We start from the raw sequence: 19,433 nt of genomic DNA on the forward strand, positions 1-19,433 counted from the left end.
ATTGAATTGAAGGGACGTATAAAGAATGGCAGGAAGATTAGACGAAGATTTAAAAGATGTAACGTTACTTGGAAATCAAAATACAAAATATTTATTTGAATATAGTCCGGACATTTTAGAGACATTTGATAACAATCATCCAAACCGTGATTATTTTGTGAAATTCAATTGTCCTGAATTTACAAGCTTATGTCCAAAAACAGGACAACCAGATTTTGCAACGATTTATATTAGTTATATTCCAGAACAAAAAATGGTTGAAAGTAAATCTTTAAAGTTATATTTATTTAGTTTCCGTAATCATGGTGATTTTCATGAAGATTGTATGAATGTTATTATGAATGATTTAATTAAATTAATGGACCCACGTTATATTGAAGTGTGGGGGAAATTTACACCACGTGGTGGTATCTCAATTGATCCATATTGCAACTACGGTCGCCCTGGTACGAAATATGAGCAAATGGCTGAATATCGTATGATGAATCATGATCTATACCCTGAAACAATCGATAATCGCTAATGAAAAAAGGATCTGTATGTATCGTACGGATCCTTTTTTTCTATTATATTATGCATGTTGATTAATAACTTTATAGTTTTTATGATTTACAACTGTAAGAGGTTCCATATCTAGTTCTCTAAAATTCTCCATGATTGTTATATCGACAATAACGGAGTTTTTATTCACTTTTTGAACACGGCCGTGCATTCCACCTTTAAATTCGATAAGATCTCCAGCTTTTGCGATTTCCATTTCCATAAGCAACTCTCCTTGTTACAGTTTTGCCAAAAAAAGAACAAGTTCGTTCTTTTTTATTTCCCTTTATTTTGAACTATATTCCCCTGTTTGTAAATGTTTCCATGAAATAATTTCAAAAAATAGTAATTTTTTTGTAAGATTTGTATGAAACATTTTCCGTATTTTAGGCTATCCATTTGTGAAAAGTGCTTATATTACAATATAAGGGTATAATAGGTGAGGGGCGGTAAAATGGTATTTGAAATTGTCGGAAGTTTTATAGCATTTTTGTTATTTTTATTCTCACATAAACAATTAAAGATGATACGTATGCATGAGACACGTACATATTTTGCTGGGTTAGATGGTGTGCATGCTTCTATTACTCATGAGAGCGGTACAGATATGTAAGGAAGTATGCCTTTCTCTTTCTCCATGGTATGATGACAATAAGAAAAAGCACATAATAATATAGGTGATGAGCGGTGAATGGAGAGTGGAGAAGATGCGAATTTCTTTTATTCGTCACGGTCGCTTAAATAATGTTACAGAATTAATGACAGTATCATCGTTCCGCAAATGGATGGAGCGATACGATTTAGCTAGTATGGAAAAAAATACGGACATACCAATTGATACAATTGAAGCAATTGAATCTGCGAAGCTTATTGTAACGAGTAATCAAAAACGTGCGGTACAGTCAGCTGCAGAATTAACGAATTCTCTTTCTTTTACACAAAGTGCTCTTTTTCGAGAGGCAGAAGTACCATCTAGCTTCTATATTCCGAAATGGGTGAAGTGCAAACCCGCAGTGTGGATATTCATTGGGCGCACAGTATGGATAGTTGGATATTCTAAAGGTGTGGAGTCTTATCGTGAAGCGCAAGAAAGAGCAAGACAAGCAGCTGATACATTAGTTGGATATGCGTTAGTACATGGGCATATCGCACTTGTAGGGCATAGTTATTTTAATGCGATGATTGGGTATGAATTACGTACTAGAGGATGGTCTGGTCCTCCTATTTTTCATAGGAAGCCATGGAGTTGTACAGAATATACATTTCGTGAAGCGATGAATGGAAATATATTAAGTACCAATTTAACATAAAAGCACACGATTACAATAAAGAATCGTGTGCTTTTTTTAAGAAACGAAAGCTTTTTTATATAATGGCTTCACTAAATGAGCATATGGCTCTCCAACAAGCATAACTGTTTTATCCTCTTGGTAACCAAGTCTTTTATATAAAGAGAAAGCTCGCTCGTTTTCTAAATTTACAAGTAATGCGATTTTCTCATAACCTTTTTCATAGGCATCATTTTCTACTGCTTGAATCAACCTTGAACCTATTCCTCTTCCACTATATGTGCTTGAAACGGACAAAGTGTCAATATAATATTCATCGAGTTCTGCTTCTTTTTCTAACGTAATCGTTGAATCTTGATGGATTTTTCGTAAGTGTTTTACAATTGGAGTATCTAGTTGCTTGGCATGACTGCCGTGATAGGCTACGATGATTCCAACTGCTTGTCCATTTTGTTCTTCAACGAAACAGTTCTCGTAGCTAAGTCGATTTTCTTTTTTTGAAAACCAAGTTTCAAGCCCTGTCAAGACTTCTGTTTCTGTTCTCCCACCTGTGATTTTTTCAGCAATTTCATGCAGAGCGTTATACAATAAAGGAGATATTGCCTTCGCATCTGTCTTTTTTGCTTTCCGAATCATATTATCCCTCCTAGTTGTCATTCTTATTGTAACATAAAATAAAGTTTCAATCAGTGATTCAATAATTTCTTGAATTTTATAGGATAAGCTTGAAAATCGAATGGATTCAGAAAAGGGGAACCGTTATGGTAGTATATGATGTTTGCTGTGAATGTAAGAAATTTAACATTGTCGACTTGTGGAAGATAGGATAAAATATTGCAGAGAGGTGAAATACATGGATAAACAATTAGCAAATACAATTTTAGATCAACTGAAAAATGGAGAGATAGAAGAGTATATTGTAACTAAGAATGTATTTTATACGTTTCGTGAGGTTGTAGTAAATCGAGAGGATTTTAAACATTTCAGTGGGAATGCACAACGCGGCGGGAAAATTATTTATACATATATAGAAACACCGCGTTCTTAATAGAAGGAAAAGGAGAGGGGAATTATGGGAGAGTTTAAACAAGGTATTTTACCGCACTGGGACTATATGTGGAAAGATGGCGCTGGAAACCGGCTTGTAGGAATGGTTATGTTTCCAGAGAAACGGAAACGTACAAAAGAAGTTATAGAGAAATTGAAAGTAGCATATGAGCAAGAAACCAAAATTCGAGCAACTGTGAAACTCCTGCATATGAAACAATATGTGGAGGGAATGGTTGTATATTTTGACGAAGAAGCACCAGTGTTTACAATGCAAGATAAAGACGAGAATTTTCATCATTTATTCATAAAGGATATTTTACGTATTGAACATTGGGAATGAGTGATGCTCTGTTTGCAGTCTTTTTTAAATTCTCATTACACTAACAAATAAATTGGAGTGCCATCATAATTATCCTTTTCATTATAATGATATTTTTTATTGTGTAACAAAAAAGAAAGTATATGTATTCAAATAAATAACTGTTTAATCCACAAGGAGGAGAATTTCTTATTTGTGTGATCTAAATAATGTGTAACCGGTTTCGAGCAGATTACAATTTAAAGTCTGTTCTTTTTTGTGTGATGCTGGAGAAATATATTTCTCCAGCATTTACTGTTTTTTGACAAAACAGATTGATAACATTTTTGTAAATATGGTTAAATTCGTTGACAACTTTTTTGAAAAGCACTTTATTGACATGAGTTTTAGAATGTTGTTTCATAGTCTTTGTATTGAAAAAAACGGCTCGTGATGTCGAAAAGTAAAAGTTAAAAAAAGAAAGAATTTATACATATATCTTGTGTCTTGTTTCGAAACATAATACAATATATAGGGAAAACATGAATCGGCATCAAGATATAAAAGGAAGAAAGGGAGGGTCGGAGATGTTAATTGCATATGATTCTATGACAGGAAACGTGAAGCGTTTCATTCACAAATTAAATATGCCGGCCGTTCAAATTAATGAGGATCTAGTATTAGACGAAGATTTTGTTCTTATTACTTATACAACAGGTTTTGGAAATGTGCCGGAACGTGTTTTAGAATTTTTAGAACGCAATAATGCAAATTTAAAAGGCGTATCTGCAAGTGGCAATCGCAACTGGGGAGATATGTTCGGAGCAAGTGCAGATAAAATCTCAACCAGATACGAAGTACCTATTGTATCAAAATTCGAGTTATCTGGAACAAATAATGATGTAGAATATTTTAAGGAAAGGGTGCGGGAGATTGCGACACATTGAACTGAATAATGAAATCACGCAAATGCAAGACGGTTTCTATCAGCTTCATAAAGATAAAGAAGCATTAGAAGTTTTTATGGAAGAAGCGAGAGCGAATACCGTTCATTTTGATAGCGTGGCAGAGCGAATCGAGTATATGAATGAACATGATTACTATTACAACGTTCTGGACGAGTATAAGTTGGAGGAAGTCAAAGAAGTATACAACGTTGCATACGGTGAGAACTTCAAATTCCAATCTTATATGGCGGCATCTAAGTTTTATAAGGACTATGCGTTAAAAACAAATGATCAAAAACAATACTTAGAAAGCTACGAAGATCGCGTATCAATTGTGTCATTATACTTAGGACGTGGTGATGTTAATAAAGCGAAACAATTTGCAAGCATGATCGTAAAACAAAACTATCAACCAGCGACACCAACCTTTTTAAATGCGGGAAGAAGCAGAAGAGGAGAAATGGTGTCTTGTTTCTTGTTAGAGATGGATGATAGCTTAAATTCGATCGGATTTAATATTAATACAGCGATGCAGTTATCGAAAATTGGCGGAGGAGTAGCTTTAAACTTGTCCAAACTACGCGCACGCGGAGAGCAAATTAAAGGTATCGAGAACGCAGCAAGCGGTGTGGTACCAGTTATGAAATTGCTTGAAGATTCGTTTTCATATGCGAATCAGTTGGGTTAACTTATGGCTCAACTATAAAACCGGGTCAATTGCTGGAACGCCTGAGTATATCGAGGTAGGATACTACGAAGAAATTACGTAGCGCCCCCTAAAAATCCAAGATTGCAGGAAATCAGCAGCCGAGCTCCTAAGTCTATTAGATAGGGAGAAGGTTCAACGACCAAGTGGCTATGTAGGTGACTATATAGCTCGAACCTGGCTTCTCAAACTAAGGTTGTAGGAAAGAGAAGAAGATATGGTCTGAACTCTATAGCGATATAGAGAGGGTAGCAGAAATGACTATCCCCCATATGTTTTAAAGGTATGGAGTAACAATATGCAAAGAAAAGGTGCCGGAGCAGTATATTTAAACATTTTCCATTGGGATATTATTGAATTCCTTGATACAAAAAAAATAAATGCTGATGAGAAGAGCCGTATTCAGTCTCTATCAATCGGTATTATCGTTCCAAGTAAGTTCTTTGAGCTTGCAGAGAAGAATGAACCATTCCATGTTTTTGCGCCATTTACAGTATATAAAGAGTACGGAAAACATTTAGATGATATAGATATCGACGAAATGTATGATGAACTGATGAGCAATCCAAATGTGAAGAAGAAGCCACTTGATATTAGTGCACGTGATATGCTTATTAAGATTGCAATGATTCAGCTTGAGTCTGGTTATCCATACTTAATGTTTAAATCAAATGCGAACAAACAACATCCGTTAAAGGATATTGGAACTGTGAAGATGTCAAACCTTTGTACGGAAATCTTCCAGCTACAAGAAACATCCGAAATTAACGACTACGGTACAGATGACATTATCCGTCGTGATATTAACTGTAACTTAGGATCACTAAATATTGTAAACGTTATGGAAAATAAAGAAATTCGTGAAGCGGTTCATGCAGGAATGGAAGCTTTAACGGCTGTTTCTGATATGACTATTATTCCAAACGCACCAACTGTGAAAAAAGCAAATGATGAGCTGCATTCAGTTGGACTTGGTGCAATGAACTTGCATGGATATTTAGCGAAAAATAAAATTGCTTATGAAAGTGCAGAAGCGAAAGAGTTTGTTCGTACATTCTTCATGATGTTAAACTACTACTCCATTGAAAAGAGTATGGGGATTGCAAAAGAAAAGGGCGAAACATTTAAAGACTTCGATAAGTCTGATTATGCAAACGGCACATACTTTGAAAAGTATGAAACAACAGAATATAGCCCTGTAACAGAGAAAGTACAACAGTTATTTGAAGGGATTTATATTCCAACAAAAGAAGATTGGACAAGTCTAAAAGAACAAGTTCAGGAGCATGGTCTATACAATTCATATCGTTTAGCTATTGCGCCAACACAATCCATTAGTTACGTCCAAAATGCAACTTCAAGCGTAATGCCAATCGTAAGTCAAATCGAATCAAGAACGTATGCAAATGCGACAACATATTATCCAATGCCGTATTTATCAAAAGATACATTCTGGTATTATAAATCTTCTTACGATATGAATCAGTTTAAACTAATTGATTTGATTGCAGAAATTCAAGAGCATATTGACCAAGGAATTAGTACAATTTTGTATGTAAATAGTGATATTTCTACGCGTGAGTTAGCACGTTATTATATCTATGCACATAAAAAAGGTCTGAAGAGCTTGTATTATACAAGAACACGTAAACTAAGCGTGGAAGAGTGTGTAGCTTGTACGGTTTGATGTAAAATAAGATTGAATGATAGAGTAAGACATCATGAGCAGGGTTTTTCTGACCCTGCTCATGCTTAGTTATAAAATTTAAGACGTCTAACATGCGGTTAAGTTTTCATTACAAACTGAAAGCTTTACCGCATGTTAGAAGAGCTTATTGATAGAGAAGGGGCGATTCAATGCGCGCGGTAAACTGGAACAAAAAAGAAGACGATTTTAGTTTAATGTTTTGGAAGCAAAACATCGCTCAGTTTTGGACAGAAGAAGAAATCGCAGTATCTTCTGACAAAAATACTTGGGTGCAATTATCAAAAGAAGAGCAAATTGCTTATAAACGTGTATTAGGTGGTTTAACACTTTTAGATACAAAGCAAGGTGGCGAAGGGATGCCACTTGTACTTGTTCATCTTGAGAATTTACAAGCGAAAAGTGTACTAGCTTTCATGGGTGCTATGGAAGAAGTCCATGCGAAGAGCTATAGTCATATTTTCACAACACTCGCAACAGAAGAAGAAATTGATGACATCTTTGAATGGGTAGATAGTCATCCGCTACTTGAGAAAAAAGCAGGTATTATTACAGGGTATTATCGCAAGTTATTAAAGCCACAAGTAACGAAAAAAGAATTATATATGGCTATGGTAGCAAGTGTATTCTTAGAAAGTTATTTATTCTATAGTGGATTCTTCTATCCGCTATACTTAGCAGGACAAGGAAAGTTGACTGCAAGTGGTGAAATTATTAACTTAATCATTCGTGATGAGTCAATTCACGGCGTATTCGTCGGTATTTTAGCACAACAAATCTTCGCAGAACTTTCTGCAGAAGAGCAACAAGAAGTACAAAAAGAAACACAAGAACTATTAATGGAACTGTATGAAATTGAAACTGCATATACAGAAGAAATTTATACGTCTATTGGTCTTGTTGAAGATGTAAACCGTTTTGTTCGTTACAATGCGAATAAAGGGCTTATGAACTTAGGATTAGAGCCACGCTTTGAAGAAGAAGAAATTAACCCAATCGTATTAAATGGTTTACGTACAGATACGAAAAACCATGATTTCTTCTCTGTAAAAGGGAATGGCTATGTAAAGGCAACAAATGTTGAAAAGTTATCAGATGATGATTTCGTATTTGATTTTTAATAAATAGTATTGGAAAAGCTGTCTTTCATGTGAAGGCAGCTTTTTTTGGTAGATATAGTTTACATAATGTTATTATTTCGTGATAAGTTTTTTATTTTCCGACCGATTAAAATTCTGCTTCATTTGCATGTAGTGGTATGAGGGATTGAATAAGTTATGTCAAAATGAATAGAAAATCAAACAAAACTTTAGAAAAATGATTCCACCTGTTATTTCTTTGGAGCAGGAAAAAATAGAGCTGCTCTATTAATTTTTCATCGAAGACAATGTTGGCTTAAAAATTGCATGAATATTTAAAAATAAAAGGAGGTTTTTGTGATAGGACGTATAACATGCAACGTTCATTGAAAGCGTTTTCTATTGGCTATCAATTTTCAGATGGAAATTAGAGAGAGAAAGTAGGAGGAATGATAGGTGGGAAAAGAGGTTGGTTTAAAACGTTCATTGGGACTTTGGTCAATTGTTATGCTAGGCGTCGGGTATATGACACCGATGGTGGGGTTTGATACATTTGGAATTGTTTCCGAGAAAACGGGCGGGCATGTTCCAGGGGCTTATCTGATTGCGTTAGCGGGGATGTTATTTACAGCTGCAAGCTACGGCAAAATGGTAAAGGTTTTTCCTACTGCAGGATCTGCTTATACGTATACACAAAAAACAATTAGTGCAAGGCTGGGATTTCTCGTTGGATGGTCATCGTTATTGGATTATTTGTTTTTACCAATGGTGAACGCATTATTAACGAGAATTTATATGTCGGCACTTTTTCCGAGTGTTCCAGATTGGGCATGGGTCATTGGCTTTGTTCTACTGATTACGCTTATAAATATTATTAGTGTAAATGTTACTGCAAATTTCAACACGTTCTTAGTAACATTTCAAGTGCTAGTAATGGTTGTGTTTGTTTTTCTTGTTATAAAAGGTTTAATAGCAGGAGAAGGAACCGGAGAAGTTTTTTCCATTCAGCCGTTTTTTGAATCAGATATACAAATATCACCGTTAGTTGCAGGGGCTACAATTCTTTGTTTTTCATTTTTAGGTTTTGATGCAGTAACTACCTTTTCTGAAGAAACGCCAAACGCAAAGAAGACAATTCCTCGAGCTATTTTTCTTACTGCTTTAATTGGCGGAATCTTATTCATTGTCACTACCTACTTTACACAATCCTTTTTCCCGGATGCATCCGTATTTAAAGATCAAGAATCAGCAGCTCCAGAAATTGCACTATATGTCGGAGGGAAATTGTTTCAAACTTTCTTTTTAGTAGGAACATTTATGGGTACAATCGCTTCTGGTTTAGCGTCTCATACAAGTGTATCGCGATTATTGTATGTAATGGGGCGAGATAATGTAATCCCGCAAAAGATATTTGGATACATTCATCCTCGCTGGCGAACGCCAGTATATAACATTGTTATTGTAGGAATTATTGCACTCTCAGCTATGTTTATTGATTTAGAAACAGCAGCCTCTCTCATTAACTTCGGAGCACTTATTGCTTTTACATTTGTTAATTTATCAGTTATTTCTTATTATGTGATTAAGCAAAAACGATATAAAACTGTTAAAGACTTTTTTAATTTCTTAGTTATGCCTATTTTGGGAGCTGGTACAGTAGCTGTACTCTGGTTTAACCTCAATATTCATTCGCTTATTCTTGGAATTAGCTGGGCTGCTATTGGAATCGGTTATCTTTTATATATTACGAACATGTTTCGTTCAGCACCCCCGCAAATGCATTTTGAAGAAGTACAGGAAATGTAAAATAACAAAAACATCGGGATGTATCCGGTGTTTTTTATTTTGGAGGTTTTAAAGTCATGCAAGTTTGCATAAATCATTCAACTATTCATAAGGAAGGAAAGAAAAAGTATAAGTGAGAAGGCTGAAACGGCAGGATCATCCTTCTCTTATCACTTGGCACGATTATTGCTTCCTAATACTAGTAAAAATAAATAAATGAGGTGTTATCGTGGTAATTCAATCAGAGAAGGAAGATGTAACACAATCTATTCAAGAAAAAGTTGAGGTAGAAAATCCTTTAGAGGAATTTCAGGCCATATTAAAAGAAGCACTCCGGGCTTTACGTTATCCAGAGGAAGTATTCAATTTTCTTAAAAAACCGATGCGTTTTTTAGAAGTAAGTATTCCTGTTCGGATGGATAATGGAAGAACCAAAGTATTTCAAGGGTATCGTGCTCAGCATAATGATGCAGCAGGACCGACAAAAGGTGGCATTCGGTTTCATCCAGATGTTACACCAGAGGAAGTAAAGGCGCTTGCTGGTTGGATGAGTTTGAAATGTGGAGTGACGGGGCTTCCATATGGAGGCGCGAAGGGCGGAATTATTTGTAATCCACAAGAGATGAGTTTCAGAGAACTAGAGCTACTTAGCCGTGGCTATGTAAGAGCGGTAAGCCAAATTGTTGGACCTACTAAAGATATTCCAGCTCCTGATATGTATACAAATGCGCAAATTATGGCTTGGATGCTGGATGAATATGATCATATTAGAGAATTTGATTCTCCAGGTTTTATTACTGGAAAGCCGTTAATGTTAGGAGGATCACAAGGGCGAGAAACAGCAACGTCTAAAGGAGTGTTCTATACGCTTCAATTAGTCAGTGAGCTAAAACATATTCCGCTTCAAAATATGCGAGTAATCATTCAAGGATTTGGAAACGTTGGAAGCTATTTAGCAAAATATTTATATGATGCTGGCGTGAAAGTGGTAGGAGTGTCTGATGCTTTAGGTGGTATTTATAACCCAGACGGTTTAGATGTTCCTTATTTACTAGAAAATCGAGATTCTTTTGGCGTTGTATCGAACCTCTTTAGTAAAACAATCTCTAACCAAGAGTTGTTAGAAAAAGAATGTGATGTACTCATTCCAGCTGCAATTGGAGGGGTAATTACGAAACATAATGCGGAAAAGCTTGGATGTAAGATTGTAATTGAAGCTGCAAATGGCCCAACAACAAAAGAGGCGATAACAATGTTAGAAGAGAAAGACATTTTAGTTGTTCCAGATATTTTAGCGAACTCTGGAGGAGTTATTGTTTCATATTTTGAGTGGTGTCAAAATAACCAAGGATACTATTGGACAGAGCAATATGTTGATCAATGTTTAAAAGAGAAAATTACATCTAGCTTTTTTGATGTATTCAATACTTCAAAGCGTTTCGGGGTAAATATGAAAATTGCTGCGTATATAGAAGGGATCCGTAAGATTGTAGAAGCATCACGTCTTAGAGGTTGGTTACATTTTTAATATAAAGGGAGGGAACATATGAAACTTGATATTTTACTAGAACAAATTGAAAAACAACCCATTGGTTATTACTGTATTGTGTCGAATCATCATCGATACGATATAGCAGTTGCATATTCACAGCAGTTTTTTGGAAAAGCAATGGTTACTTCTATTCAAAATGGAAGAATGATTTTATTAAGCCAAGAGGATATTGGAGAGGAGCAATACTGGGCCCCTAAGCTAGGGATTGAAGTAGAAGATGTAGAAGATTTTCAAAGCTTTTTTCATATGATTCTTCAGGAACAAATGTTGGCAGAACAATATTAATAGAATAAAAGAAGGGAATGATTTATTTTGTATTATGAGATAGTTACAAGCCCATGTTATGGAACAATTGAGAAGGTAGTTATTGATAGAGACTCCCGAATTTACGAATGGGAACCGCTGTTTTCAATTAAAAATGCGAATGGAAAAGTGGAAGTAATTAAAATAGGGTGTAGCGGGGAAGTGCAGTCTTTAGAAGTAGAAGAAGGAGATAAAGTAATTCCAGGTATGGTATTAGCATATATTCAGGAAGATATTTTAATTAGTGGGAGTGATTGATTTTAGGAGGAAGATGGAACTATTCATCTTCCTTTTTTTATTAAAGTAAGTAAAAAAGTATATTGTCAGATTAATTAAAAAAATCCGATTTTAATGATACAATACAAGTTAAGCAGTTTAAAGGAGGAGTAACAGAATGTTTTCCATTGCTCATAACAAAATTAGACCTATTGTTTCCATGTCAATCGACCAATCTGAAAAGGAATGGAATATAGATGTTGAAAATATGAAAGAATCTTTTCTGTTTCTAAAAAGGGAAGATCAATTATTTGCATACGTTCATGTTAAGGAGCTGCTATCGAGAAAGGAGCGCTTAACCACTCAAACGTTACTTTTAAATGCTGTTTCACTAGATACAATATGTCATCTTAGCAAAAATATTTCCTTAACAGCTCTCTTTCAAATTATTGGGGCACCCATTGCGATAGTGAAAAATGAAAGAGGAGAGTTAACGGGATACATAAGAAGAGAAGATGTTTTTGCAGAACTATTTAAACAAGAAAATAAAAGTGTAGATATACTGAAAATTATTTTAACTTCCATTCCAATGGGGATTTTTGTAGTAGACCGTGAAAAGAAAATTGTAAATTGTAATGAATCTGGTTTGAAGATGATTAAATCTATTCCTGAAAAAGTAATGAATGTACCAGCAGAACAGATTTTTAATGGGGAACATATAAATAATGCATTTGCAACAGGAAAAACGATTTTAAATCAATTACAAATAACAAATGAGATGGGAGTATTAGTTGACTACAGTCCTATACCAAGCTTCGATCAAAGCATCGAAGGAATGGTTATTATTGTGCAAGATTTACCGATGGTCGAGGATATGGCTATGGAAATTGAATATATAAAGGATTTAAATAAAGACTTACATGCAATCTTATCTAGCATTTATGATGAAATATTAGTGGTCAATCATAAAGGGGAATTAATCCGTTATAGTGAAACCGTTGTTAATGATTTTTGGGGAAGAGATTTGAAGGATCTTTTAGGAAAAAATCTTTTAGATTTAGAGAAACAAGGGTTATTTAGTCCATCTGTTACGCGATTAGTGTTAGAACAAAAGAAGAAGGTATCGATTGTACAAGAAACAAAAAGTGGCAGAAAGATATTAGCAGTTGGAAATCCTGTGTTTAATGAAAATGGGGAGCTTCACCGCATTATTATTGCCTCAAGAGATATTACAGAAGCAACAAGATTAAAGACGGAATTACATGAGATAAAAAAGATATCTGAACAATATAAGAAAGAGTTAGACAGCTTTAAAAGTAAAGATCGTTTTTTGAAGAAACTTATTTATTGTAGTCCGAAAATGGAGCAAATTATTAATCAAGCAAAAAAAATAGCTGACTTTTCTTCAAATGTGCTCATTACTGGAGAATCGGGTGTTGGAAAGGAAGTGATTGCACAAGCGATTCACCAACTTGGAAACAGATCTTCAAAGCCATTTTTAAAATTAAATTGCGGTGCAATCCCAGAGACATTATTAGAAAGTGAACTGTTCGGTTATACGAAGGGTGCTTTTACCGGTGCTGATAAAAATGGAAAAGAAGGATATTTTAAGCGAGCGGATCAAGGGATTTTATTTTTGGATGAGATTGGAGAAATGCCTTTACATCTGCAAGTGAAATTACTCAGAGTATTGCAAGAACAAGAGGTAATTCCGATTGGTAGCACAATACCTACGAAAATCAATGTTCAAATTATTGCCGCGACGAATAAACGTCTTGAAAAAATGGTGGAGGCTGGCACGTTTAGGGAAGATTTATTTTATCGCTTAAACGTCATTCCACTGCAAGTTCCACCGCTAAGAGAACGGATGGAAGATGTTCCGCTACTCGCGTTTCATTTTTTACAAGAGTTGAATGAGAAATATAACAAGAACTATCATTTAACTCCTGATGCACTGAATTTACTAGAGTTTTATTCATGGCCAGGGAATGTAAGAGAATTGCAGAATATGATTGAACGTTTAGTAGTATCTGCAGATGATTCAGTCATTGATGCTGAATTTGTTAGTAAATTCCTTAATCCTGGATATGATTTTAAAAAATCAAAACCATTGATCACAAGGGTTTTGCCATTACAAGAAGCACTGCATTCTGTAGAAGAACAATTAATTTTACTTGCAATGAAGCAGTATAAAACGACAACAAAGGCAGCAAAAGCTCTTGGGATAAGCCAGTCTTCTGTAAGTCGTAAATATCAAAAAATCATGAATGAAAAGGAAATAGCAATTGATACAATTTCATATTTTTAAAGGGGAAAGGGGGAGTCTACATAGACTGCCTCTTCTCTTTGGTGTAATTATGCGAAATATCATAACCTATGCAAATATGCATAATTTTGTGTAGGTTATTTAAGGAAATCATCAATTTTTGTATGGTTGCTTCGTATTTTAAATGTTGGCACAATTCTTGCTTATATAATATATGAATGATTTACAAAGGGGGACTATATACAGTGCTAGATTTAAAAATGTATCTAAACGGTGAATGGAGAGATTCTAGTAATCAAGAGAAAAGACCGATTATTAACCCTGCGAATGGCAAGGTTATCGCATATGCACCTGAAGGAACAATCGAGGATGCAAAATACGCGATTGAAGTGGCACGAGCTACTTTTGATAGCGGAATTTGGTCAGAAACATCCGCTGCGGAAAGAGCATCTTATTTATTTAAAATAGCAGATGAAATTGATAAAAATTTAAAAGAACTTGCGCAACTTGAAACAATGGACAATGGAAAAACATATCGAGAGGCAGAAGGAGATATTGGAGATGCGGCAGCCTGTTTTCGCTATTATGCGGGGCTTATTACAAAACCAGACGGACAAACGTATCATGTAGCCGATCCGATGCAAGCTATGGTAGTGAGAGAGCCAGTTGGTGTTTGTGGTTTAATAGTTCCTTGGAATTATCCGTTATTAATGAGTGTTTGGAAAATTGCACCTGCTTTAGCAGCTGGAAACACAATTGTATTTAAGCCTTCTGAGGTTACACCAATCACTGCAACAAAATTATTTGAAATAATGGAAAAAGTAGAATTGCCAAAAGGTGTTGCCAATATGGTAATGGGAGCCGGACCAATAGTAGGAAATGAGATTGCAGCAAGTAATAAAGTTGATATGATTTCTTTTACAGGTGGAACAAAAACAGGAAAGCACATTATGAGAACAGCGGCAGATAATATGAAGAAGATTTCGTTAGAACTTGGTGGGAAATCTCCAAATATTATTTTTGCAGATGCAGATTTTGAAACAGCTGTTGATTATGCGCTGTTTGGTATTTATGCAGGTACTGGACAAGTATGTTCAGCAGGATCAAGGATTCTTGTAGAAGAAAGCGTTTACGATAAATTTGTTAATTGTTTTGTAGAACGAGCGAACCAAATTAATGTTGGACCTGGTGATAATCCAGAATCAGAGATGGGGCCACTTGTAAGTCAAGAGCATATGGAAAAAGTATTACGCTATATAGAGATTGGAAAAGATGAAGGAGCAGAAATTGCTTGCGGAGGAAAGCGTATAATGGCGAATGGGAAAGGTGACGGTTTCTTTATTGAACCAACGGCCTTTGTCAATGTGAAACCTGATATGCGTATTGTACAGGAAGAAATTTTTGGACCGGTTGTAGTAATCCAGAAGTTTAAGAATGAACAAGAAGCGATTGAGCTAGCAAATGGTACAGATTACGGCTTAGCCGGAGGTGTATTTACAGTTGATGGTGCCAAAGCGATGCGTGTAATCCGCAAGCTTCGCGCAGGAATTACGTGGATTAATAGTTATCACCCAACATACAACGAAGCACCTTGGGGTGGGTATAAGCAAAGTGGTATCGGTCGTAGTTTAGGAACGTTTGGTTTAGAGGAATTTCAAGAAATTAAGCAGATTAATATAAATCTAGAAGTAGAACCAATTGGTTGGTTTGCAAATAAAAAAACTATAGAGGTGAAATAGATGGGAACGAATGTGAAAAGTAAATCAAATGAGCAAGATGTGAACAATACAAGTGTAAATGAGTATATTACGAAAGTACTGCAATTAATTGAAAAAGATAAAGTGTCCGAGGAAGAAGCAAGCTGGATTACAAAAGAAACAGTAGATGGGTTCCGTGAACATGTAAACCCAGGCTTCCTTGCATATAGAAAAACGGTAACAAAAGATGGACAGTTCGCGGCAGTAGAATGGTCTGATGAAGGGTCTTGCTTCATGGATATCAATGGTAAAAAATATATTGATTGTTTAGGTGGATTCGGGATTTATAATGTTGGACACCGTAATCCAAAAGTGGTAAAGGCTGTAACGGATCAATTAAAGCGTCAAGCATTGCATAGTCAAGACTTATTAGATCCACTTCGTGCAATTCTTGCAAAGATTTTAGCGGATATTACACCGGGAGATTTGAAATATGCATTCTTTACAAATAGCGGGACAGAAAGTGTAGAGGCAGCATTAAAACTAGCAAAAATGTATAGTGAGCGAACAACTTTTATTGCAACAACGCGCGCCTTCCATGGTAAGAGCCTTGGTTCATTATCTGGAACAGCAAAAGGAATGTTCCGTAAGCCGTTCTTACCATTAATTCCAGGCTTCCGTCACGTTCCATTTGGTGATATCGAGATGATGAGAAAAACATTTGAAACGTGTGCTTTAGTAGGAGAAGATGTTGCAGCTGTTATCTTAGAACCAATTCAAGGCGAGGGTGGTATTATTTTACCTCCAGAAAACTACTTGAAACAAGTAAGAGAACTTTGTGATGAATTCGGATCACTACTTATTTTTGATGAAGTACAAACTGGAATGGGACGCACTGGGAAAATGTTTGCTGCGGAATTATACGATGTAGTACCAGATATTATTTGTCTTGCGAAAGCATTTGGCGGAGGGGTAATGCCAGCAGGTGCAATTGTGGCGAAAGAAAAAGTATTTAAAAGTTGGTTTGATAATCCATTCATGCATACAACAACGTTTGGTGGGAACCCACTTGCATGTGCAGCTGCAATCGCAACCATTCATGTGTTATTGGAAGATAAATTACCAGAACGAGCTGCGGAAGTTGGAGAGTATTTCTTAAATGGATTGAAAAAAGCAGCGGAAGGACATGAGGACAAAGTTTTTGAAATTCGTGGTCAAGGCTTAATGATTGGGATTGAATTCCATAAAGATGAAATTGGCTATGAAGTATCGAAGGCAATGTTTGATCAAGGTATTCTTGTTGCCGGAACACTAATTAACTCAAAAACAATTCGTATTGAGCCATCGCTAACAATTAGTTATGAAGAAGTAGATACAGTAATCAATGCATTTAAATCCGTGTTATCACAAGTGAAAGCACAATAATTCTTTTACACAATAACTTTTAAATACAAGCCAGTAAAACCATCATGCCGCTTTTCTTTCTAATTGGTTTTACTGGTTTTTACTATAGGAGGATAAGAAGTGGAAGGAGCACTACAAGGGATTACAATTATTGATTTATCTCGGGTTCTTGCTGGTCCTTTTTGTACGATGATTCTTGGTGATTTAGGAGCCAAAGTGATAAAAGTTGAAAATGTAGGAAATGGTGATGATACGAGAGGGTGGGGGCCCCCTTTTGTAGGAGGAGAAAGTGCGTATTTTCTTTGTGCAAATCGTAATAAAGAATCTATTACATTAAATTTAAAATCAGAAATGGGAAAGGAAGTTTTGACAAAGCTTATTTCTCATGCGGATATCGTTGTGCAAAATTTTAAGCCTGGAACACTTGAGCGAATGGGACTTGGGTATGAAGTATTAAAAAAGATGAGGGAAGATATTATTCTCGCCTCTATTAGTGGATTTGGTCAAAGTGGTCCTACTTCCCAACTTCCTGGCTATGATTATATGATTCAAGCAATGAGTGGACTTATGAGCATAACCGGAGGTAGAGATGAAGGGCCTGCAAAAGTAGGGGTTGCCATTTCAGATGTACTCACAGGGCTTTTTACGTGTATCGGAATTTTAGCCGCTTTGCAGCACCGAAATAGAACGGGAGAAGGACAAGAAATTGATATTTCATTATTTGATTCACAGTTAGCAGCATTAGTAAATGTAGCGAGCAATTATTTATGTACAGGTGAATTACCAGAGAGACTGGGCAATCAGCATCCGAATATTGTTCCGTATCAAGTATTTGAAGCGGAGGATGGTGATCTTGTTGTTGCGGTCGGAAACGATGAGCAGTTTTATAAGTTCTGTTTGTTGTTAGATAGACAAGATTTATCCAGCCTAGAACGTTATAAAACAAATGCAGGCCGTCTTCAGCATAAAGATGAGCTCGTCAATATGATTGCAAATGAAATGAAGAAGAAAAAGAAAAAAGAATGGAAACAACTTTTGGATGAAGCGGGGATTCCAAATGGACCAATCCTTAATGTGAAAGAAGCGCTAGAAACAGAGCAGGCAGTGGCGCGAGGTATGACAATTCATATGGACCATCCGACAATCGAAAACCTTAAACTTGTAGGTTCACCACTAAAGCTTTCAAAGTCACCAGTTCAGATGCAGAAACATCCGCCACTCCATGGGGAACATACAGAAAAGATTTTGCAAAGCCTTGGATATTCACAGGAAATCATTATGGAAATGACAAAAAATCAATACATATGAGGAGGCAGTACAAATGAATTTTTCATTAACAGAAGAACAACAAAGTGTTAGAAAAGTAGTGAGATCGTTTGTGGATAATGAAATTATTCCATACATTAAAGAATGGGATGAAAAAGGACATTTTGAACAAAAAATCTTGAAGCGTTTAGCAGAATTACAATTTATGGGCGTTTGTATCCCAGAACAATATGGCGGAGTGGGCATGGATTATAATACACTAGCTATTATTTGTGAAGAATTAGAACGTGGTGATACTGCTTTTCGTACAGCTGTATCTGTACATACGGGGCTAAATAGCATGACACTTCTTCAATGGGGAACAGAAGAGCAGAAACAAAAGTATCTTGTTCCACAAGCGAAAGGTGAAAAGATTGGGGCGTTCGGTTTAACGGAACCAAATGCAGGATCAGATGTCGTTGCTATGCAGACTACAGCAGTAAAACAAGGCGATTACTACGTATTAAATGGATCTAAAACATGGATTTCGTTATGTGATGTTGCAGATCACTTCTTAATATTTGCAAAAACAAATCCGGAATTGAAGCACCGAGGTATTTCTTGTTTTATTGTAGAACGAACATTTGCAGGAGTATCAACAAAAGCAATAAAAGGAAAGCTTGGTATTAGAGCTGGAAATACAGGTGAAGTGTTTTTAGATGATGTAAAAGTACCGATAGAGAATCTCCTTGGAGAAGAAGGGGAAGGGTTTAAAATTGCTATGTCTTCATTAGATAACGGACGCTTTACAGTAGCTGCAGGTGCATGTGGACTTATTCAAGCAAGTCTGGAAGCAAGTGTAAAGTATTGTGAAGAGCGTCAAACATTCGGAAAAGAAATTGGAAAACATCAGCTTGTACAACAAATGATTGCGAAAATGTCTGTAAATCTTGAAATATCACGTTTATTGGTTTATAAAGCAGGGTGGTTGAAAAACGAAGGGAAACGTAATACGCGTGAAACGTCTTTAGCAAAATGGATCGCTTGTGACGCTGCATTTGAAGCGGCAAATGATGCAGTGCAGGTGCACGGAGCATATGGATATTCAAATGAATTTCCAGTAGAACGATATTTACGAAATGCAAAGGCTCCAGTTATTTACGAAGGAACACGTGAGATTCATACCATTATGCAAGCGGAATACGCACTTGGTTATCGCTCTGATAAGGAACTTCGTAATATGTTACCGAAGTGGCCTTTTGAAGAAAGTGAGGCAGAAATGGTAACGAAATAAAATAGGAGGGCAGTGCAACGAAGGTTGCACTGCCTTTTTTGTTATCTTTTCAACTTA

The 19,433-nt window shown here is 35.9% G+C and carries 19 protein-coding genes and 1 pseudogene; 18 read left to right on the forward strand and 2 right to left on the reverse strand.

Annotated features, from left to right (window positions below; genetic code table 11):
- Window positions 1–25 precede the first annotated feature (25 nt).
- On the forward strand, window positions 26–523 hold the full coding sequence (gene queF / locus CN288_RS09340; protein ID WP_026591356.1) for a preQ(1) synthase: 498 nt from the start codon (window positions 26–28) through the stop codon (window positions 521–523).
- A gap of 48 nt (window positions 524–571) precedes the next feature.
- On the opposite strand, the gene CN288_RS09345 is transcribed toward queF, so the two are convergent.
- Window positions 572–757: a YkvS family protein gene (locus CN288_RS09345; RefSeq protein WP_098302238.1), complete on the reverse strand. Its 186-nt coding sequence runs from the start codon at window positions 755–757 to the stop codon at window positions 572–574.
- Between the two features lie 237 nt (window positions 758–994).
- Between CN288_RS09345 and CN288_RS28690 the strand changes: the two genes are divergently transcribed.
- Both CN288_RS28690 and CN288_RS09355 read left to right on the forward strand, forming a co-directional pair.
- Complete coding sequence (locus tag CN288_RS28690) at window positions 995–1,153, forward strand: hypothetical protein (RefSeq protein ID WP_098302180.1); 159 nt, start codon at window positions 995–997, stop codon at window positions 1,151–1,153.
- Window positions 1,154–1,247: 94 nt separating this feature from the next.
- Complete coding sequence (locus tag CN288_RS09355) at window positions 1,248–1,850, forward strand: histidine phosphatase family protein (protein ID WP_098302181.1); 603 nt, start codon at window positions 1,248–1,250, stop codon at window positions 1,848–1,850.
- A gap of 36 nt (window positions 1,851–1,886) precedes the next feature.
- Here CN288_RS09355 and CN288_RS09360 read toward each other — a convergent pair whose 3' ends face one another.
- Window positions 1,887–2,465: a GNAT family N-acetyltransferase gene (locus CN288_RS09360; protein ID WP_098302182.1), complete on the reverse strand. Its 579-nt coding sequence runs from the start codon at window positions 2,463–2,465 to the stop codon at window positions 1,887–1,889.
- A gap of 217 nt (window positions 2,466–2,682) precedes the next feature.
- Here CN288_RS09360 and CN288_RS09365 point away from each other — a divergent pair, with 217 nt between their 5' ends.
- From CN288_RS09365 to CN288_RS09440, 15 genes and pseudogenes are all read left to right on the forward strand, one after another.
- Window positions 2,683–2,877 (forward strand): abortive phage infection protein, encoded by a 195-nt coding sequence (locus CN288_RS09365; RefSeq protein WP_098302183.1) that lies wholly within the window; start codon window positions 2,683–2,685, stop codon window positions 2,875–2,877.
- Between the two features lie 24 nt (window positions 2,878–2,901).
- On the forward strand, window positions 2,902–3,219 hold the full coding sequence (locus CN288_RS09370) for a hypothetical protein (RefSeq protein ID WP_098302184.1): 318 nt from the start codon (window positions 2,902–2,904) through the stop codon (window positions 3,217–3,219).
- Between the two features lie 545 nt (window positions 3,220–3,764).
- Window positions 3,765–4,124, forward strand: coding sequence for a class Ib ribonucleoside-diphosphate reductase assembly flavoprotein NrdI (nrdI, locus tag CN288_RS09380; protein WP_026591349.1), 360 nt, complete (start codon window positions 3,765–3,767; stop codon window positions 4,122–4,124).
- Window positions 4,111–4,809, forward strand: a pseudogene (locus CN288_RS09385) (ribonucleotide reductase N-terminal alpha domain-containing protein); the annotation flags it as partial. The gene nrdI and the pseudogene CN288_RS09385, both read left to right, overlap by 14 nt.
- Before the next feature lie 319 nt (window positions 4,810–5,128).
- Window positions 5,129–6,517 (forward strand): ribonucleoside-diphosphate reductase subunit alpha, encoded by a 1,389-nt coding sequence (locus CN288_RS09390; RefSeq protein ID WP_081810992.1) that lies wholly within the window; start codon window positions 5,129–5,131, stop codon window positions 6,515–6,517.
- Between the two features lie 170 nt (window positions 6,518–6,687).
- Window positions 6,688–7,656 carry a class 1b ribonucleoside-diphosphate reductase subunit beta gene (gene nrdF, locus CN288_RS09395; RefSeq protein ID WP_026591348.1) on the forward strand — a complete coding sequence of 323 codons (969 nt, stop codon included), beginning with the start codon at window positions 6,688–6,690 and terminating at the stop codon, window positions 7,654–7,656.
- Window positions 7,657–8,070: 414 nt separating this feature from the next.
- Window positions 8,071–9,420: an APC family permease gene (locus tag CN288_RS09400; protein ID WP_026591347.1), complete on the forward strand. Its 1,350-nt coding sequence runs from the start codon at window positions 8,071–8,073 to the stop codon at window positions 9,418–9,420.
- 208 nt (window positions 9,421–9,628) lie between these two features.
- Window positions 9,629–10,927 (forward strand): Glu/Leu/Phe/Val family dehydrogenase, encoded by a 1,299-nt coding sequence (locus CN288_RS09405; protein ID WP_098302185.1) that lies wholly within the window; start codon window positions 9,629–9,631, stop codon window positions 10,925–10,927.
- Between the two features lie 18 nt (window positions 10,928–10,945).
- Window positions 10,946–11,236, forward strand: a complete 291-nt coding sequence (locus CN288_RS09410) for an SAV0927 family protein (protein ID WP_026591345.1) — start codon at window positions 10,946–10,948, stop codon at window positions 11,234–11,236.
- Between the two features lie 27 nt (window positions 11,237–11,263).
- Entirely contained in the window at window positions 11,264–11,512 is a 249-nt protein-coding gene (locus CN288_RS09415) for a hypothetical protein (protein WP_026591344.1), read from the forward strand.
- A gap of 136 nt (window positions 11,513–11,648) precedes the next feature.
- Window positions 11,649–13,778 (forward strand): sigma 54-interacting transcriptional regulator, encoded by a 2,130-nt coding sequence (locus tag CN288_RS09420; RefSeq protein ID WP_098302186.1) that lies wholly within the window; start codon window positions 11,649–11,651, stop codon window positions 13,776–13,778.
- 203 nt (window positions 13,779–13,981) lie between these two features.
- On the forward strand, window positions 13,982–15,475 hold the full coding sequence (locus CN288_RS09425) for an aldehyde dehydrogenase family protein (RefSeq protein WP_026591342.1): 1,494 nt from the start codon (window positions 13,982–13,984) through the stop codon (window positions 15,473–15,475).
- A complete protein-coding gene (locus tag CN288_RS09430) occupies window positions 15,476–16,858 on the forward strand; it encodes a putrescine aminotransferase (protein WP_026591341.1) in 1,383 nt (460 codons plus the stop codon). It abuts the gene before it with no gap.
- A gap of 99 nt (window positions 16,859–16,957) precedes the next feature.
- Window positions 16,958–18,145: a CaiB/BaiF CoA transferase family protein gene (locus tag CN288_RS09435; protein ID WP_098302187.1), complete on the forward strand. Its 1,188-nt coding sequence runs from the start codon at window positions 16,958–16,960 to the stop codon at window positions 18,143–18,145.
- Window positions 18,146–18,158: 13 nt separating this feature from the next.
- Entirely contained in the window at window positions 18,159–19,376 is a 1,218-nt protein-coding gene (locus CN288_RS09440; protein WP_098302188.1) for an acyl-CoA dehydrogenase family protein, read from the forward strand.
- The last annotated feature ends 57 nt before the right edge of the window (window positions 19,377–19,433 follow it).

Source organism: Bacillus sp. AFS023182 (assembly GCF_002560575.1).
GTDB classification, from domain to species: domain Bacteria; phylum Bacillota; class Bacilli; order Bacillales; family Bacillaceae_G; genus Bacillus_A; species Bacillus_A arachidis.